This is a genomic window from Kaistia dalseonensis, assembly GCF_030814715.1.
GTDB classification, from domain to species: domain Bacteria; phylum Pseudomonadota; class Alphaproteobacteria; order Rhizobiales; family Kaistiaceae; genus Kaistia; species Kaistia dalseonensis.
Map to the genome: position 1 here is coordinate 189,714 of NZ_JAUSVO010000001.1, position 20,286 is coordinate 209,999.

Consider the following 20,286-nt stretch of genomic DNA (forward strand, 5'->3'; position numbering starts at 1 on the left):
GAGCATGGGCGCAATCAACGGGAGATGGACCGTGGGGCGAGACCTGAAAGGAAAGACTGCGCTCGTCACCGGCGCGAGCCGGGGCATTGGCAGGGCAATCGCAGCGCGGCTCGCCGCCGACGGTGCGCGGGTGGGCATTCACTATGGCCGCAGCCGCGATGCGGCCGGCGCGCTGGCTGATGAAATCGCCGCTGCCGGTGGCGCGTCCTTTCTGGTCGAGGGCCGGCTCGAAACGCTTGAAGGCGTCGAGGCGCTCGCCGCTGGCGTCGAAGCGGTGCTGGGGGACGGTGGTGCGCTCGATATCCTCGTCAACAATGCCGGCCATCAGCTTCCCGGCGGCCCGCAGGCGACGGAAGAAGCCTTTGACGGCCTGTTCGCAGTCAATCTGAAGGCGCCGTTCTTTCTGATTCAGAAGCTCGGGCCCCGGATCGCCGATGGGGGCCGCATCATCAACATCTCCTCCGGCCTCTCGAAGAAGGCGATCCCCGACGTGATGCTCTACGGCATGACCAAGGCGGCGCTGAACGCGATGACGCGCGCCTTCGCCAAGGAGTTTGGCGCGCGCGGCATCACGGTCAACGCCGTCCTGCCCGGCATCATCCGCTCCGACATGAGCCGCTGGGTCGACCAGCCGGCCGGCGCCGAAATCGCCAAATCGCGCTCGGTCTTCGACCGCGTCGGCGAGCCCGAGGACGTCGCCGACATCATCGCCTTCCTCGCCTCGACGGATTCACGCTGGGTCACGGGCGAACTGATTGACGCCAGCGGCGGGCAGTTCGTGGTGTGAGGGGTGGGAGCGGGCAGATGTCGGCCGTTAAGTCGGTCGATGCCGTGCAGCGTCTTGTAAACCCGCCCTACGCAGATCTCGATTTCACGACATTGGCACGTTGGATCGTGGCATGGAAACAGAACGAATTGCCGAGGCACTGAGCCCCCTCGCTCTGGGTCGCATCCTTGCGATCAAGGAGATGGCTGGCGGCCAATCTCCGATCTACAAAATCGAATTCGCATCCGGCCTCGCTGTCATTCTCAAGGGGTATCCGGATGGCGACCCCTATCTCAGTTCGCCAGACAAGGACGCCTTTGCTTTAGCCCAACTGGCCGACTTCCGTGGCCCGATAAGCCGTCAGCTCCTGAGCGATACGAGCAAGCAAAGGCTGCCATTCTGCTTTGCCGTGACCAACTATCTGCCGGGCATGCCGACGGGCAGCTTCTTGAAGCATCCTGACATTGCCAGCATGTACCGTCAGATCGGAAGCTTGCTGCGCTCGCTGCATTCGGTGGCAATGCCTGCCTATGGTTCATTTGATGGTCAGGGCATTGTTGCGCCGGTGTCGTCCAACGCCGCCTATGTCGGCGGATGGATCGAACATACTTTCGAGCGGTTCTCGGCCATGGGGGCCGACGCCATGCTCACCAAGCGGCTTCGCGAGGCTGTCGAGGAGAGATTCGAGGCGGTGGTGCCGCACAGCAAGGGCGCAGCATTTTGCCATGACGACCTGCATCCCAACAACGTCTTGGCAGTGGAGAACCAGGATGGAACGCTCACGCTCAGCGGCTTGATCGACTTCGGGAATGCTCGCGCCGCGGATCCGGTATCCGACTTGGCAAAGTGCCTGTTCTGTTCGGAGCATGATGCGCCCGGCAGCAGCCCGCATATCCTGGATGGATACGGCCCTATCGACCATCCGGCCCCGAAGGCAGCGCTCGAGTATTACACCTTGCTGCATCGAATGGTCATGTGGTGGTGGCTGCGCCATGTCGGGACCATTCGAACTCCGGATACGCCCACGACGCTCATCGACGATCTTTGGAACGCGTGCGGCGTCGGCGTGGCGGAGGCGAGGTAGGCCTGCGCCAGACCGGACGACCAGACGGCGGCCGTCATGGCGGTGCTCTCGCGCGCCTCGGGTCCGCTCGATGCGGCGACGCTGGCCGCATCCTTCCGGCAGGGACGGCGGATCGAGCCGAAGGTCGCCGCGATCCTCGCAGCCCTGGCCCGCACCGGCACGGCGCTCTCCTCCGATCGTGGCCGCAGCTTCTGGGCGCGCCAGGCGGCATAAGGCGCGGGACTGTGGCATGACGGCTGCTGCCGGCGCCCGCCGCGCGCGATAACATGCTGCCGGAGACCATCATTTCCGGCGAGGACGAGCATGACTGCAACCAGCGAGACCACCGGATCGTGCCTTTGCGGCGCGGTTCGCTACCAGATTACCGGCCCGTTCGAGCGGTTTTTCCTCTGTCATTGCTCGCGCTGCCGCAAGGGCTCGGGATCGGCGCATGGGGCGAATATCTTCTCGTCTCAGGCGACGCTCGCCTGGCTCTCGGGAGAGGACAGCATCCGCACCTATCGGGTGCCCGAAAGCCGGCATGCGAGGAGCTTCTGCGTCGAATGTGGGTCCGGGGTTCCGCAGGCCAAGGGCAATTGGCTGATGGTGCCGGCCGGCAGCCTCGACAGCGCGATCGACATCCGCCCCGACGCCCATATCTGCTGTTCCAGCCGCGCGGAATGGGACGCGCATCTGGAAGACGTCCCGAGCGTCGACGGCATGCCGGGATAGCGTTTTGGGCGGCGACGGCACGCACGGCAAGCTCTCTCCCCGCTCGTGGGGGAGAGTTGGAGAGGGGGCCTCGCCGGGCGTGGGGTGGTATTCGAGCCGGATCGCATCCGGAAACCCCGCACACGGCCCCGGCGCTCCCCCTCCCCGGAGAAGGGAAGGCGGCGCTCAGGCGCGGCGGGAGGCGAAGGAAGGCTGCTCCGCCCGGAGGAGAGGGAGGGGCGTGCCGTTCCGATAGGTTGACCAAGGAAGGGCGGTCGCCACGTGTCTGGCGACGGAAAAGGTCTTGGCCGCCTCAGCCTTCGATGGCGGGGGCGACGAGCATGTCGGACATGTCGAGGGGCAGGGCGGAGTGCACCACGAGGCGTTCGTCGCGGACGTGGACGAGCTCGCCGGCGACGAGGGCGAGCGCCAGCGGATAGAGCTGATGCTCGGCCGCGAGGACCCGGCGCGCCAGCGTGTCGGGCGTGTCGTCAAAGGCGATGGGAACCGCCGCCTGGCCGATGATCGGGCCCGAATCCATTTCCGCCCGCACGAAATGCACCGTGCAGCCGGTCAGCCGCATGCCGGCCTCGATCGCGCGCTCATGCGTGTGGAGGCCCGGAAAGAGCGGCAGCAGCGAGGGATGGATGTTGATCATCCGGTCGTGCCAGGCGCTGACGAAATCCGCCGTCAGGATGCGCATGAAGCCGGCGAGGCAGACGATGTCGATGCCCTCGACGCCGAGCCGCGCATTGACGGCGGCATCGAAGGCGGCGCGGTTCGGATAGGCGCGATGGTCGACCACGGTGGTGCGGATGCCGGCGCGGCGGGCGCGTTCCAGGCCGACCGCATCGGCCCGGTTGGAGAGGACCAGCGCGATCTCGGCCGGATAGGCCGGGTCGCGCGCCGCCTCGATCAGCGCGGTCATGTTGCTGCCGCGGCCGGAAATCAGGATCGCGACGCGCTTGCGGATGGTCGTCACAGCGCCAGCGTCCCGCTGAAGACCACGCCCTCGCCGTCGCGGGCGGTGAGGCTGCCGAGGCGCATCACGCTCTCACCCTGCTCGGCCAGCACCGAGGAGACCGCGTCGACGGCGTCGGGCGCCACGACCACAATCATGCCGACGCCGCAATTGAAGGTGCGCAGCATTTCGCGCGTCTCGACGCCGCCCGTCCGCGCCAGCCAGCCGAACACCGGCGGCACGATGACCGCGTCGAGATCGATCGCGGCGGCGAGATGGTCGGGGAGCACGCGGGGGATGTTGTCGATGAAGCCGCCGCCGGTGATGTGCGCCATCGCCTTGACGCCGCCGGTCTCGCGGATCGCCGCCAGCATCGGCTTCACATAGATCCGCGTCGGCGCCAGCAGGGCGCGGCCGAGCGAGAGCTCCGGCGCGAAGGGGGCGGGCGCCTCGAAGGCGAGGCCGGAGATCTCGACGATGCGGCGCACCAGCGAGAAGCCGTTCGAATGGACGCCCGAGGAGGCGAGGCCGAGCAGCACGTCGCCCTCGGCGATATCGGCGCGCGGCAGCAGGCCGGTGCGCTCGACCGCGCCGACGGCGAAGCCCGCGAGATCATAATCGCCCGCCTTGTAGAGGCCGGGCATCTCGGCCGTCTCGCCGCCGATCAGCGCGGCGCCGGCCTGCCGGCAGCCCTCGGCGATGCCGGCGACGACGGTCGCGGCCTCGACGGGCTCGAGCTTTCCGGTCGCGAAATAATCGAGGAAGAAGAGCGGCTCGGCGCCCTGCACCACGAGATCGTTGACGCACATGGCGACCAGGTCGATGCCGACCGTGTCGTGGATGCCGGTATCGATCGCGACCTTGAGCTTGGTGCCGACGCCGTCATTGGCGGCGACGAGGAGGGGATCGGTGTAGCCGGCGGCGCGGGGATCGAACACGCCGCCAAAGCCGCCGATCTCGGCATCCGCGCCGGGACGGCGGGTCGCCTTGACGAGCGGCTTGATCAAATCGACGAGCCGGTTGCCGGCGTCGATATCGACCCCCGCATCGGCATAGCTGAGGCTGTTTCGGGCGGCGGGTTTGTCGGTCATCGATCGGTCCAGCTTGCGTTGCCGAGGGAGGATCACGAGACGGTGGCCGCCGTCAACCGATATTCGCCGGGAAGGGCCGGCTTGCCGCGACGCCGCGCGCTTGACCCCCCTCCGGCCGAGGCCCTATCTGGAGCATGGTATGCGTGCTCGGCCGGCGAGCCGCGAGAGGTCGGGAACGGAGCGCGCGACGATGAGCCTGCAGCGTCATATCGGTTTCTGGCTGGGGACGCTGGCCATCTTCCTGCTCTTCCTGTTCGTTTTCCGCGGCGTGCTGCTGCCGTTCATCGCCGGCATGGCGGTCGCCTACGGCCTCGATCCCGTCGCCGACTGGTTCGAGCGGCGCGGGCTTTCGCGGCTGGCGGCCTCGCTGGTGATCCTCGTCATCTTCATCGTGTTCCTGGTGCTGCTCTTCGTGCTGTTCGTGCCGATCCTGGCCAATCAGCTCGCGGGCTTCATCGAGCGCATCCCGAGCTATGCGCAGCAATTGCAGGGGCTCGCGACCAACCTGCTCGATACCCGGCTCGGCCAATTGGTGCGGATCGATCCCGACCAGCTCAAGAGCTCGATGGGGCAGTTCATGACGCAGGGCGCGAGCTGGCTCACCAGCCTGCTGCAATCGATCTGGAGCGGCGGCTCGGCGCTGATCGACGTGATGTCGCTCCTGGTCGTCACGCCCGTCGTTGCCTTCTATCTGCTGGTCGACTGGGACCGCATGATCGCGCGCATCGACAGCTGGCTGCCGCGCGATTCGCTGGAGGATGTTCGCCAGATCGCGCGCGACGTCGATACGGCGGTTGCCGGCTTCGTGCGCGGGCAGGGCCTGCTCTGCATCATCCTCGGCACGTTCTACGCCGTGGCGCTCGCCGCCATCGGGCTCAATTTCGGCCTGTTGATCGGCTTCGGCGCCGGCATGCTGAGCTTCATTCCCTATGTCGGCTCGACGCTCGGCTTCGTCGTCTCTGTCGGCGTGGCGGTGGTGCAGTTCTGGCCGGAATGGCCATGGGTGGCGGTGGTGGTGGCCATTTTCGCCATCGGCCAATTCTTCGAGGGCAATATCCTGCAGCCGCGCCTGGTCGGGCGCAGCGTCGGGCTGCATCCGGTCTGGCTGATGTTCGGGCTGTTCGCCTTCGGTGTCCTGTTCGGCTTTGTCGGCCTGTTGATCGCGGTGCCGGCGACGGCGGCGATCGCGGTCTTGATGCGCTTCGCGCTCGCGCGCTATCTCACCAGCCCGATCTATCGCGGGGATGGCATTGTCGACGACGAGGAATAGCCCGGCGCGCCAGTTGGCGCTCACGCTGCCGCATATGGCGGCGCTGACGCGGGCGGATTTCCTGGTCGGCAGCGCCAATGAGGCGGCGGTGCACCTGATCGACCGTTTCCCCGACTGGCCGAACCGCGTCGCGCTGCTGATCGGGCCGGTCGGGTCCGGCAAGACCCATCTCGGCCAGATCTGGCGCGAGGCGAGCGGCGCGAGCGAAATCGCGGCGCGCGATCTTGGCCGCGCCGATTTCGACGCGCTCTTCGCCTCGGGCCGCGTGCTGGTGGAGGATCTTCACGCCGGGCCCGTCGACCAGGCGGCGCTGTTCCATTTTCTCAACTTGGTGCGCGAGCGCGAGGCCCATGCGCTGCTGACCAGCCGCGAGAGCCCGGCCGCGCTCGGCTTCAGCCTGCCGGACCTCGCCTCGCGGTTGCGCGCGGCCGTGCCGGTCGTGTTGCAGGAGCCCGATGACGAGCTCCTGGCGCGCGTCATCGTCAAGCTCTTCGCCGATCGCCAGATCGCGGTCGATCCGCCGCTCGTCGATTTCATCCGCCGCCGCATGGATCGCTCGCTCGAATCGGCGAACCGCCTCGTCGCCCTGCTCGACCAGGAGGCGCTGGCCGCCGGCCGCCCGATCACGCGGCAATTGGCGGCGAACGTGCTGGCCCGCGAGCTGGGCGAGGCGCCGGAATCGGATCTCGACTGAGGTTCGGTGAGCGGCGCGCTGCCCAAGCGATCGAAATGCCGGGAAAGCGGCCCGCCAAATCCGCAATGCTCCCCAAGTCTGCTCAAAACCGTTACAATTCGGGTATATGCTTCGTGACGATGCGGCCCGACGTTGGAAGGATGCGATGGATCAGAATAACCCGGAGGCTCAAGCGGCGCTCGCTGTCGCCAATGCTGCCGAGAAGGATGCCAATCGCCTGCGCCACAGCCCGGAGCGTTTCATTAATCGCGAGTTGTCGTGGCTCCAGTTCAACCGGCGCGTGCTGGAAGAGGCCGGCAACGGCAATCATCCGCTGCTGGAGCGGCTGCGCTTCCTCTCGATCTCGGCCAATAATCTCGACGAGTTCTTCATGGTGCGCGTCGCCGGCCTGCGCGGCCAGCAGCGCGAGGGCCTGGGCCTCACATCCGATGACGGGCTGACGCCGAGCGAACAGCTCGTGCGCGTCAACGAGGAGGTCTCCAAGCTCGCCAGCGACCAGCAATCGCGCTGGAAGGAGCTGCGCGGCGAGCTGGCGGCGAGCGGCATCGTCGCGACCGATCCGGCTGATCTCAACGAGCAGGATCGCAGCTGGCTCGAGACCTATTTCCTCGATTCGATCTTCCCGGTGCTGACGCCGCTGGCGATCGATCCGGCGCATCCGTTTCCCTTCATCCCCAATCTCGGTTTCTCGCTGGTGCTGCAGCTGTCGCGGCCCACGACCGGCGCCCAGATGACGGCGCTGCTGCGCATTCCCATGACGCTCGACCGCTTCATCAAGCTGCCGTCGGAGCCGGGCGCGGATCGCTACATCAGCCTGGAGCAGACCGTCTCGCTCTTCACCGGCCGGCTGTTCCCGAGCTATCAGGTCCAGGGGCAGGGCGCTTTCCGCATCATTCGCGATTCCGATATCGAGTTCGAGGAGGAGGCGGAGGATCTGGTCCGCGTCTTCGAATCGGCCCTGAAGCGGCGGCGCCGCGGCGAAGTGATCCGCCTCGAGATCGAATCGGCGACGCCGGACAGCCTGCGCAGCTTCGTCGCCGGCGCGCTGGCCGTGCTGCCGGAGGAGATCTTCCTCGTCGAGGGCATGCTGGCCCTGAACGACCTTTCGCAACTGGTGGGGATTGATCGGCCGGGACTGAAGTTCCCGCCCTATCAAGCCCGATTTCCCGAACGCATCCGTGAGCATGGGGGCGATTGCTTCGCAGCCATCCGCCAGAAAGACCTGATCGTCCACCATCCCTACGAGACGTTCGACGTGGTGGTGCAATATCTGCGGCAGGCGGCGCTCGATCCCGACGTCGTCGCGATCAAGCAGACGCTCTACCGCACCTCCAAGGACAGCCCCATCGTCAAGGCGCTGGCCGAGGCGGCCGAATCCGGCAAGTCCGTCACCGCGCTGGTCGAGCTCAAGGCGCGCTTCGACGAAGAGGCGAACATCAAATGGGCGCGCGATCTGGAGCGCGCCGGCGTGCAGGTCGTCTATGGCTTCATCGAGCTCAAGACGCATGCCAAGCTCTCGCTAGTCGTCCGGCGCGAGGGTGGTGCCCTGCGCAGCTATGTCCATATCGGCACCGGCAACTACCATCCGATCACGGCGCGCGTTTATACCGATCTCTCCTATTTCTCCGACGATCCGGCGATCGCCCGCGATGTCGCGCGGATCTTCAACTACATCACCGGCTATTCGGAGCCGGCCGAGATCGAGCGGCTTTCCACCTCGCCGCATTTCCTCAGGAAGCGCATTCTCGACCTGATCTATGCCGAGATCGACCATGTGAAGGCCGGCCGGCCCGGCGCGATCTGGATGAAGATGAACTCGCTGGTCGACGCGCAGATCATCGACGCGCTCTATGATGCGAGCCGGGCGGGCGTCGACATCGAGATCGTCGTGCGCGGCATATGCTGCCTGCGACCGGGCATTCCCGGGCTTTCCGAGCGCATTCGCGTCAAATCAATTGTGGGTAGGTTCCTCGAACATGCCCGCATTCTCTGCTTCGGCAATGGGCACGGCTTGCCCTCTCCGGAGGCGATTGTTTATATCGGCTCTGCGGACATGATGCCCCGCAACCTCGATCGTCGTGTCGAAGCGATGATCCCGATGCTGAATCCGACCGTGCACGAACAAGTGCTCGACCAGATCATGGTCGCGAACCTGAAGGACAACCAGCAAAGTTGGGAAATCCTCTCGGATGGCTCGTCACGGCGGATCGTTCCGCGCAAGGGCGAAGAAGTCTTCAACGCCCATCAGTATTTCATGACAAATCCGAGTCTCTCAGGGCGTGGAAAATCTCTCAAGACGAACTCGCCGCGCTCGATCGGCAACCGTTCCAGCAAGCATTGAGCCGAGCGCCGAATCTGTTCAGCCGATCGTGGTGTCCATGACTGAAGGCGAAGAGCATGCCCCCGGCCGTCTCAACGGCTCGGGTCCCGTGGCGATCATCGATATCGGATCGAACTCGGTCCGCCTCGTCGTCTATGAGCGCATGAGCCGCTCGCCCATGCCGCTCTTCAACGAGAAGGAACTGGCCGGGCTCGGCCGCGGCGTGGCGACCACGGGCCGCCTCAATGAAGACGCCGTCCAGGCGGCGCTCGCCGCCATCCGCCGCTTCGTCGGCCTGTGCGGGCAGATGCGGGTCAAGACCATCCATGTGCTCGCGACGGCGGCGGCGCGCGAGGCGACCAACGGCCCGAGCTTCCTCGACGAGGTCGAGACGATCACCGGCGCGCCCGTCTCGCTGCTGAGCGGACGCGAGGAGGCGCGGCTCTCGGCCATGGGCGTGCTCTCCGGCATCCACAAGCCGAACGGCATTGCCGGCGATCTCGGCGGCGGCAGCCTCGAGGTCGTCGACATTGTCGGCCAGGAAGTCGGCATCGGCGAGACCTTCCCGCTCGGCGGCCTGCGGCTCGAGGAAGCATCCGAGAAGACGCTGAAGAAGGCGGCGGCGATCGCCGCCGAGGCGCTGACGCGCTCGACCGTGCTGCCCAAAGGGCAGGGACGGCCCTTCTATGCCATTGGCGGCACCTGGCGCTCGCTCGCCCGCCTGCACATGCGGCAGAAGGGCTATCCGCTGCATATCATGCACGAATATGCCATTCCGGCCGACGAGGCGCTCGATTTCTGCCGCATGGTCGCACGACGCGATGCCGAATCGCTCGATTCGATAGAGGCGGTCTCGAAGAGCCGCCGCAACCTGCTGCCCTATGGCGCGATCGTGCTGGAGCAGGTGATCCGCGCCATGAAGCCGTCGGAGATCATCCTCTCGGCGCTCGGCGTGCGCGAAGGCCTGCTCTATGACCTGCTCGACGCGGAAACCCGGGCAATCGACCCGCTGATCGCGGCCTCGGAAGAGCTGGCGATCCTGCGCTCGCGCTCGCCCGTGCACGCCCGCGAACTCGGGCCCTGGACGGCGCAGGCCATGAGCGCCATGGGCTATGAGGAGAGCGATGACGAGGCGCGCCTGCGCATCGCCGCCTGCCTGCTCGCTGATATTGGCTGGCGTGGCCATCCCGATTATCGCGGCGAGCAGAGCCTCAACCTGATCTCGCACGGCGCCTTTGTCGGCATCGACCATCCCGGCCGCGCCTATCTCGCGCTCGCCACCTATTATCGCCATGAGGGGCTGGCCGACGAGCACATTTCCTCGCGCATCCGCGAACTGGCCTCGACACGGCTGATGGAGCGCGCCCGCGCGCTCGGCGCCGCCTTCCGCGTCGCCTTCCTGGTCTCGGGCGCGATGGGCGGCATCATCCCGCAAACCCGGATCGAGGCCCGCGGCGACCAGCTGACGCTGGTCCTGCCGGAAGACCGCGCCATCCTCGCCGGCACCCGTCTCGGCCGCCGCGTCGCCCAGCTCGCCAAGCTCGCCGGCATGAAACCGGCGATCGTGCTGGAGTAGGGAGCGGATGCGGGGGTGAGGCAATGCCCCAGCCCGTGCATGCGACGAAGCAAGGAATTGCGGAATATTGAGGGGCGGTCGTCGAGGGGGGGCGCTTTGGCTCCTCCTGCGCCTTTTTGGGTCGTGCGCGCTCGGCTGCTCTATGCCGTCCATGCTTGAATTGATCATGAGAGGCAGTCAGGGACCGCGCTGCCTCGCACGTCAGTTCCTTTGTCCGACGCTCCCGCTGGTGCCTATCTGCGCTCGTTCACGTGCTTCGAAGAACCGCTGTGGCAACCGACTGGCAACATAGAGCGCGCCTTCAGTCGTCAAATGCCCGTAGTCCCATGACATGAAACTCGCCGGCTCCGACGTGGCCCGCGTCTGGCAGCCTTGGGGATTGCACAAGAGGTCAACGAGAGAGAAATACTCCACGCTCATCGATGCTACGAACTCCTTCATTTTGAGATCAACGGTTCTGATCACAGGGTTGAGCCCATAGCTCATATAAAGAGGCGGCGGAACTTCGTCATTGTCCCACGCATATTTCAGGACAGTGTCCGGTAGTGCACCAAGCCATTGCGGGTTCGGTCCGACGAGAAGGATATCTTCTACTCCAGCGGCCCTGATAGCTCGGATGGTAGCCTTAAGTTCAGAATAGAATCTATCGTTGTGAAGCTGGTCGTTCCAGTTTTCATTGTAAACATTCCAGACGGCGAACATTATAACGGTGTCTGGTTTGTATTGTTCGATCAGTGAGATAATGTATTCATTGCCGTTCCTGCAATTGTCATAACCAATTCCAAGGATTGGGGCGCAGCCATCTCGATTCAGGGGCGCCATTTCCGCTTGCTCGCCAAACCGCAGGAGCAGTCCGGGAAAGAGCCTTGCGGCGTGTGAGTCTCCCCAGACCAGGACTCTGGGCCGATTTCTGTCATCGGGCTTCAAGGCATCGGTGCAGGATGGGGCGAAGTCATTCTTCTGGCCGGCCCTCATCCAGCATTCGACCCTGGCATCCTTCGTATAGTCATACTTGTATGTCGCGATCGGCCTTAAATCCGGGGGCAATCGAAAGGCCGCCCCGTTCGTGCTGAACACGATGGAGGCCGCGGTTGCTACAAGCGCCATCATTGCCATTGAGACGAAGGCTGGCCGTGCTGGAGAGCGCGTGGTTCGTAGAGGACGCTCGATCAGACGGTAGGTGATCCAGGCGAGCAGAACGGATAGCCCAGCGATGGCGACACGCGTAGCAGGGGAAAGCGGTCCCGCCTCGACTATGCGCGCCAAGGACAATAGCGGCCAGTGCCAGAGATAGAGCGGATAGCTGATCAGCCCGAGCCAGATCATCCCGCGGTTTGCCAGGATGTGCCTGTTGAAGAAGTTGGACGGGCCGGCAGAGAGCACCAGCACGGTGCTGGCGACTGGCAGTAGCGCCCACCACCCGGGAAACGCCATGTTGCTGGCCAGGCAGAAGCCAGAGCCCACTATGCCGCCGAGCCCGACGAGTGAGGCGGCCAGGCTGAGCCATTGCTTTGACCGCGCATTGCCAAAGCGCGACAGGGCGTCCTTGGGCTGAGATAAGGCGCGTACTGCAAGCCAGCCACCCGCCAGCAATTCCCAGAATCGCGTCTGTGGCAAGAAGAATGCGCCGACCGGGTCGCTATCGATCATGGTGACATTCAGGCCGAACGAGATGAGTGCCAGAGCACCAATCGCCATGCCTGGACTTACCTTAAATCGATTTGCCAAGATCAATAGTGCCGGATAGATTAGATAAAACTGTTCCTCAATAGATAAAGACCATAGGTGCATGAGCGGCTTGGTCTCGGAAGCAGTGTCGAAATACCCAGATTCACGCCAAAGCGATAAATTCTGAACGAATATAGATGAGAATATAGTCGCTTGGGCAAGATTCTGGAAATCCTTCGGCCAGAGAGCAAGCCATCCAATAAGGAGCGTGGTCAAGAGCACAAGGATCAGTGCTGGGAATATTCTCCGAATGCGCCGCCAGTAGAAAATATAAATGTCGAATACATTGCGGACGATTTCGTTAAATATTATGCTCGTAATAAGAAATCCTGAAATTACAAAGAAGACGTCTACGCCAATAAATCCGCCCGGTGCCTGTTGTGGAAATAAATGAAAGACGACGACGAAAGCAATCGCAAGGCCACGAAGGCCATCTATATCGGGCCGATATTTCATATTTCCACGCAAGGTTGCGAATGGTATTCGCTCATGCTGGCATCACTTCGCGATCTGTCGCGTCGCACTTGGCGAAGTCGCGACGGCGGTGCACAAAACCTGACCGCAGAGAAGTCGGAGATTGGAAGAGGCTTGTCATCTGACGACAGAATCGGGTTCTTAGATGGGATGCGGGGATGGGCCGCCGTTGTGGTTGTGCTCTATCACGTTTATTGCGGCGGGTTCCCGTTCAGCGAGCGATTTGCAGTCGTTTTGGTGGCCTTGCCGCCATTTAATGGCGGCCTCGCAGTCGGGATATTCTTCCTCGTTTCAGGCTTCGCACTGAGTATAGCGTTTCAAACGACCGGCAGTGGTGCATCCCTGGTTCGGATAGCGGCGGGGCGCTATGTGAGGCTTGCGGTGCCAATCTTTGTTGCGTGCGCAATCATGCATGCTTTCCTTGTCGCCGGAATTGTCGATATCTCCGCCTTGCCGCGAAAGTTTGACGGAATGTTCGAATTTCGACCGACAATCGAACATCTGCTTCGTGCTTCGCTGTTCGAGAGTTTCTTTTCTTACTCCTACTCGACGAGCTACATCGGCCCTCTTTGGACGATTCCTATCGAGTTTGCTGGTTCATTTCTCGTAATCGCTGTTCTCTTGGCTGGTTGGAAGCGCTCCTTGACCTGGCCGGCCTACGCGTCGATCTTCGCATTATTCTTGTACATGGAGAGCGTTTACACGCTCTTTGTTGCAGGTGTGATGCTCTGCAGGCTCTACTGCAATGGCTGTTTCGATCGGCCCGTTGTCGCGAAGCTTGGACCAATCGCGATCATGGTCGGGATTGCCATTTCAATGGTGCCGCCCCTCGACTTCAATTTCCAACTGCTGTTCGGGGCGATGCTGCTGTCCTTTGGCGTCATCGCCACGCCAGCGACTCGGAAATTGCTATCGGCGCCTCTTAGTCGACGGCTTGGAGATTGGTCCTTCCCGATCTATCTGATGCACACAGTGACTCTCGTGGTGATAGGCGTTCCCATCATGAGATTCGTTCAGGCAAGCTATCCAGGGTCTCTTTCGGCCTATCTTCTCGCAACGGTGTTTCTCGTCTTGGCCTCTATCGGTAGCGCGGCGCTACTGATCCCCAGCAATCATCTCGCCATTGTCTGGTCGCGGCATTTGGGTCGGCTGGCCGATACGGCTCAAAGAACATTACGCGCGAGATTCTGGCCCAAAGGGGCCGCGGAGACCGATGCGTGCAAATAGGTTCCGTGGTCGCAATTGCGCCCGACTGGAGCGGACCTCGAGCTAAGGCATGGCCCATCGCGGTTCGTTCAAGGCCGTAGTCGGTCGAGTTCCAGTGTGCATTTGCTACCAGGTCGAGCCGGGCGCGCGCAGGCCCGCAATGCTGTAGGATTGCGACGCCGTGACGAAGGGCACGATGCGCTCGATCGCATGCAGCAGGCTGCCATCATAGGGCACCGGCTCCTTGGGATAGTCTTCCCAGGCTAGATCGAGATCGAACAACGGACGCAGGGCCTCTGGCCGGAACCAGAACATGGTGCCGAGCGGGAAATCGAAGAACTCCGGGAATTCGGACGAGAGCCCCATCCGTTCGGCGAGCGCTTCGGCATTCCGGCGATTGCCATCCCATCCGACCAGATGGGGGTCCTCGGCGAAAGCGAGCCCGAGATCCGGGTTGGCGGCGAAAGCGGACGCCGCCACGTCGAGCATGGGAAATTCCCGGCCGATCAGATTGTCCCAGGCAAACGTCCGCCAGATGTCGCCGAGGTCCGCATCAGCAGAGGCAGTCGAAGCGCTCTTCTTGCCGTGGACATGACCCCAGAGATCGTAGGCCCCGGAGGCGATTTCCTCGCGGAAGCCGGTCAGCATTGGGCCGATATCGCGACCGAGGTTAGGCATGACGCGAATTGTCACCGCACCATCATGCTCGGAGAAGGCGCGCTGCAAATACTGCGCCTTGGCTTCCGTGTCAGTGGAGATGAACAAGTCGCATGGGGTACCATTCCCGTTCAGTCTCAGGGCCAACTCGCCGGCATGATCGGTATAGTGGAAGTGCGCGTGCAGAGCGACGCGGAGCGGTTGTGTCACCTTGGCCGGCTTGTTATCAGGCGAAAACACCGGATGCAGCCAGGAGCCCTTCGGGCGGCCTTGCCTGATCCAGTGTGCAGTCGGATCCTGTCCGCCGGGACCGCAATCCTCAATATGGTCGACAGCGTAAGCCTGCGGATGGAAGCCCGGTATCGCGCGGCGGAAATAGGCGTTCCTGTGCTGATCCGGGCTCAGGCCGACAACGGTCGACTGCACAAGAACGATCTGTTCGACAGATGCCGACTCAGGCAGAGGCAGTGCCGCACGCCGTGGCAGCGCGAGTTCAGGTTCGACCGCGCCGGATTTGAGCAGGGTTTCCAAATCAGCGGCAGACAAAGCGGCGGCAGCCTCGCGACCCCATGTATCTATCTTGGTTGCGTAGACCTCACCATTGAAGGCGCTGCGGCCCACGCGTTGAACCGCGCGCCTCATGGTCTGCAGCAAGGCCGGATCGGTCGCGAGCTGGCAAATCGCCTGAGCGGCGGCTTCCACGTCGAGATGTGGGACCACCAAGGCGCGTGTTTCGGGATCGCTGGCAAGAACCTCGCCCGTGCCGCTGGCGCCCTCGAAGCAAATCGTCGGAAGCCCAAGTGTGATCGCGTCGATACCCACATTGGGCTGCGGATCGAGCCGTGACGACATGAAAAAGACGTCCGCCGTCCGATAGGCCGGTTCAAACTCTGAAACGTGATCGAGGAAAACGACGGAGTCGTCCAGGCCCGATTTGTTGATCTGCTCGCGGAGATAGACCGAATAGGAAGCATCCTCATCCGGCTTGTAGCCATCGCCCACCCAGATGAACTTGAAGCGAACACCTGGTGCGTGCCGTCGTGCAGCGGCAGCGACCGAAAGAAACAGGTCGACACCCTTCCGAATGTGAACGTATCCGGCGCCGAGGACGATGAACGTGTCCGCCTCGTCCGCCGATCGCATCACTTCGCCGATATCGGGTTCGGCCTCGCCCTCTGCCTCGGATGTCCCGTCCGGCACGAGCTGGCGCCCTTGGGCGAGAACGTGGACGCCGCGACGCATCTCGAAACCCGGGAAGTTCTCGTAGGCGGACTTCGCCACGACATGCGCGGGAAATACGATGTGCGCCGCCCAGTCAAGGGCGGGGCGCATCCAGCTGAGCGGGCGTGTATAGGACGCAAATTCATGCACGAGCGCGACCGAGGGGACGCCCAAGGCGGCGAAAGGGGGCACCAAGGGGCTTGTCACGATGCTGTTGGCGACGGCGTAGAGGGGCTTGTAGGCTTGGGCGATGCGCTCTGCGAGGAATGCGAATTCGGCGGGATGCCATTCCTCTTCCGTCAAAGGTCCGACAACCAGATCGCTTTCGGCGGCGAAATCGTCCTGCAAGGCGCCGCCACGCATGAGCAACGTGATGACCGGATGCTTCTTGCGCAGATCGCGAACGAGGTTCCACCCCAGGATCGGCGCGCCGGTCCGAGATGCTTCGTGGCATATGACCAGGATCGGCTGCCGCTCGTCCTGCAACGGCGCGAAGCTGAGCCGCCGCGTCGATTGCACGCCGCGGCGGCCTTCGGCTCGTCCATAATTCTGGAAGTGCAGGAGTGGGGTGACTTTTGCCACCTTCAGGTCCGGATATCGTTCGAAATAGAACTTGGGATCGAAGGAATCCGAGGGTGCCCAGCCCAGGTTTTCGCCAACGATGACATAATGCAGCGCCGCGTCCATATCGCTCGGCAACCGGCGGCCGTAGAAATCGGCGTCGAAATACGGACTGACGCGGACTTCCGCGGCCATCTGTTTCGCCTCTGCGATGGTGGCGGGAGGCGCAGCCCCGTTCTCTGACAGCTTTCGCCAGATACGAATGGGATTGCCGATCTGTCCGGCGGCCGCATAGAACGGCCGGACAAAGGCGGCATCGACATGGGGGCCTGCGCTTCGCAGGCGGCGGCCTTCGCTGAGGCCATGTCTGAGAAAGTGAAACAGCGGGTTCATGGTCGACGCTGCAACGTCGGGATTGGCCAGCAGGTACTGCTTGGTGTCGAAGATCGGCCCGGGATTTCGCGCCTCGGCTGCACCGAGACCCAGATAATGCAGGATCGGGTCTAGCTGCAGGGCGGCCACATCGGGATAGGTCGCAAGATACCATTCGGCGTCGAAGAGATGCGACGACAGGATGAGACGGTAGGTCCGGGCCAGACGCCGTTTCCGCTTGATGATCAAACGGCTAATACCATCCAGTTCACGCGGAAGCTTGGCGCCGGCGGCCGACTGCATTCTTGTGAACAGCCGGAGCGATTGTTCCTGGAATTCGGTCCGCAGATCTGAATCAAGGTCTGCCAAGGCAAGAGCGTGCTGAGCGTGTAGCCGCGCGATTGTCGCTTGTTCGACATCGAGTTTCGCTCTTGTCTGCGTGAGCGTGTCCTGCGCGGCAGCGAGTTCTGCCCGTATCCGTGTGGCCGTCGCCTGCTCCTCCGCCAGATTCGCTCGCAGGGAGGCCTCGATAATTGCCATGTTCTGGCGGGACTGTTCGGCCTCGGCCAGATCCGCTCGCAGGGAGGCTTCGATAATCGCCATGTTCTGGCGGGACTGTTCGGCCTCGGCCAGGCGCCTGTCGATCTGCTCCCGGTAGAAGTCGGCGTGGAGGACGCTGGGAGATGCGGGAGGAATCGGGACGCGCGCCGCGAGAGCAAGGAAATAGGGCGCTTGCGGCACGCCGGCGACCCGCTCAAACAACTGGCCGTCACGTGTGGTGTAGCCTTCCACGCCGCCGGCCTGCTCTCCGGGAGGCGGCAAGATAACAGAGCCGATGACGGCAGCCTGCTCGAACAGACGGACATGCGGAAAGCGGGTCGACAGCAGGTCGACGAATTCCTGCCTGTTCAGTTCGTGAACATGGAAGGGGTTCTGGTAGTCCTGAGCATCCGAGTAGATCTCCCGGTTGGGCGAGGACATGATGACGATGCCGCCCGGCCGAAGGACACGATCGATCTCGGCGATGAACTCCGACTGGCCCGCAAAGTGCTCGATCGTCTCGAAGCTGACGACGACATCGACGGAGTGGTCATCGATCGGAAGCTTGGTGGCATCGCCCCGCCGGTAACTCACGCGCTCGGAGATATAATTCTTGTTGGCGAAATCGACGGTCTTCTGGTCGATGTCGACGCCGATTACACTTCGTGCGACCTGTCCCAGCAGAAAGCTGCCATAGCCTTCCCCACTAGCAACGTCCAGAACGTTAAAATCGGCACAGTAGCGCAGAGCGAAAAGGTAACGATGATAGTGTTCGCGCTGAATGGTGCCTTCAATTCCTGATGTATACCGTTCGCCATCAAATGGCATCACCTGTTCAGGATGGGGGAACTTGAAGGTCGAACGATTCATGAAGTCCTCTTCGGCCAATCCGTTCGGCACGATTTGCGTTCGTAGGCCCAATCAACGATCAGTGTAGCGTCATCAAGGGCAATGATACCGAGTTCGATAATGGCTCAATGGTCTGCATGAACACGCCCAATGTCTTTCCTTCGATATTGTTGCTTCAGCGACGCGCCAATCCAGTAAGCCGCACCGCCTCCGTATCCGAGTTGTCGCAAGAGCTTCATCTACATCAGTCGCGCACCAAAGGCCTTGGCTGCCTCGTCGGAACCACCCCTGGCGGCATCGGTTCGGCGCGGCCACGGCACGACGCGAATGGCATGGACCCGAACCGTCGGTCCAGCCTTCGGCAGGCGTCGTGCTGTCGACATGTTGCCACCACCGAGCGTGTCGGAACTCCCCTCAACTGACCATAGTCGTGCCTTCACTATCAGAATTGATGCCCAGACCAAGGTCACAGTAGTGTTGGAGCGCTCATTTCCATGGACAAGACAGGACCATGTCTCCGTGGGAAGCGGTATCATCGCGCTGGCGGCACATTCAAGAAGAACTTCGTCAGCGCTAAAAGTCTGTCCAGTTCAATCAGTCGCCACGATCCGCGGTCTGGTGGCGGTGTCGGACCTGGATTCTGGGTCGCAATCCGGCCGCGACGATCGGGGCGCGCTGCTGCTGATCTCGGCGCGACACGATCGTGTGTCAAACTAGGACAGCGGGCGCCATTGCGATCAGGGGAGCCGGATGTTCGAAAGCTGGGAACAGAACGATCGCGGCGAAGACTCGCGTCCTCACTCTCTATACAACAGCAAGAGCCGATCGGATGGCTGACCCGGCCGGCTAGGTCAACTCAATCTGCGTATTGCTTCTTGAGACAGTCAGCCTGCGCTCTTGCCGCCACCGCCCGCATTGGGAGTGACCTCGATCACACGCACGCAATATTATGGTGCCATGGGCTAGCAACACCGGATAGGGTGGCGCGATAAGTGCATCGAGCTTTCCAAGAACGTGCTAGGGCATTGGGTGTTCACCTGGACGAAGAAGAGATAGATGATCCTTATTATCGGTGGTTCGGGTTTTCTTGGTCGACATTTTCGTGATCTCCTCGTGGCAAGAGGCGAGGAGAGCATCATCGTCACGCGAAACGTTGCTCGCGCCAGGGAATATGCGATGGCGGGGGAACGCTTCGTCAGCTCCGAGGAGTTCGGCGGGCGATATGCGGAGGATATCGTTTCCGATGCGAGCGTGATCGTCTATCTCGCGACGGGATCCACGCCCGCGACATTCGCCGATCGGCCATGGCTGGAGATTCCGCAGGTCGTCGCACCCGTGTCGGAGTTCATGCTCAGATTCGCCTCCGTCAACCCGACGGCCAAGCGGATCTTCGTCTCATCGGGGGGGACGATCTACGGCAATCCGCAGGTCCACCCGGTCGATGAAGACCAGCCGAGCATGCCCATTTCCGCCTATGGCATGGGCAAGCACATGATCGAGGAGTCCGTTCAGTTCGCTGGTCGCACCTACGGGCTGAACTACAACATCCTTCGTGTTTCGAACCCCATTGGCCGTCATCATCAGAGCGCGGCCCAGGGCGTTGTGTCTGCCGCCATCCGCAGCCTTGTGACGGGCACAGAGTTCAACATGTATGGCGATGGCACGTCGGTCAGGGACTACGTCGATGCGGACGATGTCGCCGAAGCGATATGGGCCGCTTGCCGTGATACGTGTTTCAACGATCGCATCTGGAACGTGGGGTCCGGCGTCGGCCATTCGCTCACCGACATCCTGGAACTCGTGGAAGAGGTCACCGGTCGGAAGCTCAGGGTGAAGCACATTCCGAGCCGGAAGATCGACGTGCAGAAAGTGATCCTGAATTGCAGCCGGGTGGCGGCTGATATTGGCTGGGTCGCGCGGCGGGACATCGCGCGCACGATCGAAGATATCTGGATGGGGCATATCCGCAGCATGGACTTGGACGAGCGACGGATTGCCTACGCCATTCCGGGGCGCTTCTGACGCGCCTCAGACAGGCGAGGGGACGGAAGACGTTCGCCTGGCTTCCTCCAGATTGGGCGGAACCCCTCGAGCAAAAGCATAGATCTTTGAAGGGCTCGCGCTTCCGGCAGGTCAGATCTCAAGCATGCCAGGCGAACCGGCCGCCCCGGGGGACCGTGTCTGTCGGTCCATCGCCAATGCATCCGTATTGAAACGCCCGGGTCA

15 protein-coding genes are annotated in these 20,286 nt (G+C 62.8%); 10 read left to right on the top strand and 5 right to left on the bottom strand.

All coding sequences use genetic code 11. The features are described from left to right. Positions 1 to 31: 31 nt before the first annotated feature. From QO014_RS00895 to QO014_RS00910, 4 genes are all read left to right on the top strand, one after another. Positions 32 to 787 (top strand): SDR family NAD(P)-dependent oxidoreductase, encoded by a 756-nt coding sequence (locus QO014_RS00895; protein ID WP_266346767.1) that lies wholly within the window; start codon positions 32 to 34, stop codon positions 785 to 787. 112 nt (positions 788 to 899) lie between these two features. Then, on the top strand, positions 900 to 1,850 hold the full coding sequence (locus QO014_RS00900; RefSeq protein WP_266346768.1) for a phosphotransferase family protein: 951 nt from the start codon (positions 900 to 902) through the stop codon (positions 1,848 to 1,850). Between the two features lie 36 nt (positions 1,851 to 1,886). Next, positions 1,887 to 2,063, top strand: a complete 177-nt coding sequence (locus QO014_RS00905; RefSeq protein ID WP_266346769.1) for a hypothetical protein — start codon at positions 1,887 to 1,889, stop codon at positions 2,061 to 2,063. A gap of 90 nt (positions 2,064 to 2,153) precedes the next feature. Beyond that, the gene (locus QO014_RS00910; protein ID WP_266346770.1) at positions 2,154 to 2,561 is read left to right on the top strand and encodes a GFA family protein; all 408 of its coding nucleotides are present in this window, start codon (positions 2,154 to 2,156) and stop codon (positions 2,559 to 2,561) included. A 292-nt stretch (positions 2,562 to 2,853) separates the two neighbouring features. Here QO014_RS00910 and purN read toward each other — a convergent pair whose 3' ends face one another. Beyond that, positions 2,854 to 3,522 carry a phosphoribosylglycinamide formyltransferase gene (purN, locus tag QO014_RS00915; protein WP_266346771.1) on the bottom strand — a complete coding sequence of 223 codons (669 nt, stop codon included), beginning with the start codon at positions 3,520 to 3,522 and terminating at the stop codon, positions 2,854 to 2,856. Next, positions 3,519 to 4,592 carry a phosphoribosylformylglycinamidine cyclo-ligase gene (gene purM / locus QO014_RS00920; protein WP_266346772.1) on the bottom strand — a complete coding sequence of 358 codons (1,074 nt, stop codon included), beginning with the start codon at positions 4,590 to 4,592 and terminating at the stop codon, positions 3,519 to 3,521. Before purM ends, purN begins: the two co-directional genes overlap by 4 nt. A gap of 190 nt (positions 4,593 to 4,782) precedes the next feature. On the opposite strand from purM, the gene QO014_RS00925 reads away from it, so the two are divergent. From QO014_RS00925 to ppx, 4 genes are all read left to right on the top strand, one after another. After that, entirely contained in the window at positions 4,783 to 5,862 is a 1,080-nt protein-coding gene (locus QO014_RS00925) for an AI-2E family transporter (RefSeq protein ID WP_266346773.1), read from the top strand. Next, positions 5,843 to 6,556, top strand: a complete 714-nt coding sequence (locus QO014_RS00930) for a P-loop NTPase family protein (protein WP_266346774.1) — start codon at positions 5,843 to 5,845, stop codon at positions 6,554 to 6,556. Before QO014_RS00925 ends, QO014_RS00930 begins: the two co-directional genes overlap by 20 nt. Positions 6,557 to 6,701: 145 nt before the next feature. Then, entirely contained in the window at positions 6,702 to 8,897 is a 2,196-nt protein-coding gene (locus tag QO014_RS00935; RefSeq protein ID WP_266346775.1) for an RNA degradosome polyphosphate kinase, read from the top strand. 37 nt (positions 8,898 to 8,934) lie between these two features. Next, a complete protein-coding gene (gene ppx / locus QO014_RS00940; RefSeq protein ID WP_266346776.1) occupies positions 8,935 to 10,452 on the top strand; it encodes an exopolyphosphatase in 1,518 nt (505 codons plus the stop codon). 201 nt (positions 10,453 to 10,653) lie between these two features. On the opposite strand, the gene QO014_RS00945 is transcribed toward ppx, so the two are convergent. Further along, complete coding sequence (locus QO014_RS00945) at positions 10,654 to 12,636, bottom strand: acyltransferase family protein (RefSeq protein ID WP_266346777.1); 1,983 nt, start codon at positions 12,634 to 12,636, stop codon at positions 10,654 to 10,656. Between QO014_RS00945 and QO014_RS00950 the strand changes: the two genes are divergently transcribed. Beyond that, positions 12,571 to 13,881 (top strand): acyltransferase family protein, encoded by a 1,311-nt coding sequence (locus tag QO014_RS00950; RefSeq protein WP_266346778.1) that lies wholly within the window; start codon positions 12,571 to 12,573, stop codon positions 13,879 to 13,881. The genes QO014_RS00945 and QO014_RS00950 overlap by 66 nt on opposite strands. 105 nt (positions 13,882 to 13,986) lie before the next feature. Here QO014_RS00950 and QO014_RS00955 read toward each other — a convergent pair whose 3' ends face one another. Together QO014_RS00955 and QO014_RS00960 are read right to left on the bottom strand one after the other, a co-directional pair. Then, on the bottom strand, positions 13,987 to 18,081 hold the full coding sequence (locus QO014_RS00955) for a rhamnan synthesis F family protein (RefSeq protein ID WP_266346779.1): 4,095 nt from the start codon (positions 18,079 to 18,081) through the stop codon (positions 13,987 to 13,989). Between the two features lie 218 nt (positions 18,082 to 18,299). After that, complete coding sequence (locus QO014_RS00960) at positions 18,300 to 18,443, bottom strand: hypothetical protein (RefSeq protein ID WP_266346780.1); 144 nt, start codon at positions 18,441 to 18,443, stop codon at positions 18,300 to 18,302. Positions 18,444 to 19,116: 673 nt separating this feature from the next. On the opposite strand from QO014_RS00960, the gene QO014_RS00965 reads away from it, so the two are divergent. Next, positions 19,117 to 20,082: an NAD-dependent epimerase/dehydratase family protein gene (locus QO014_RS00965; RefSeq protein ID WP_266346781.1), complete on the top strand. Its 966-nt coding sequence runs from the start codon at positions 19,117 to 19,119 to the stop codon at positions 20,080 to 20,082. Positions 20,083 to 20,286: the final 204 nt, after the last annotated feature.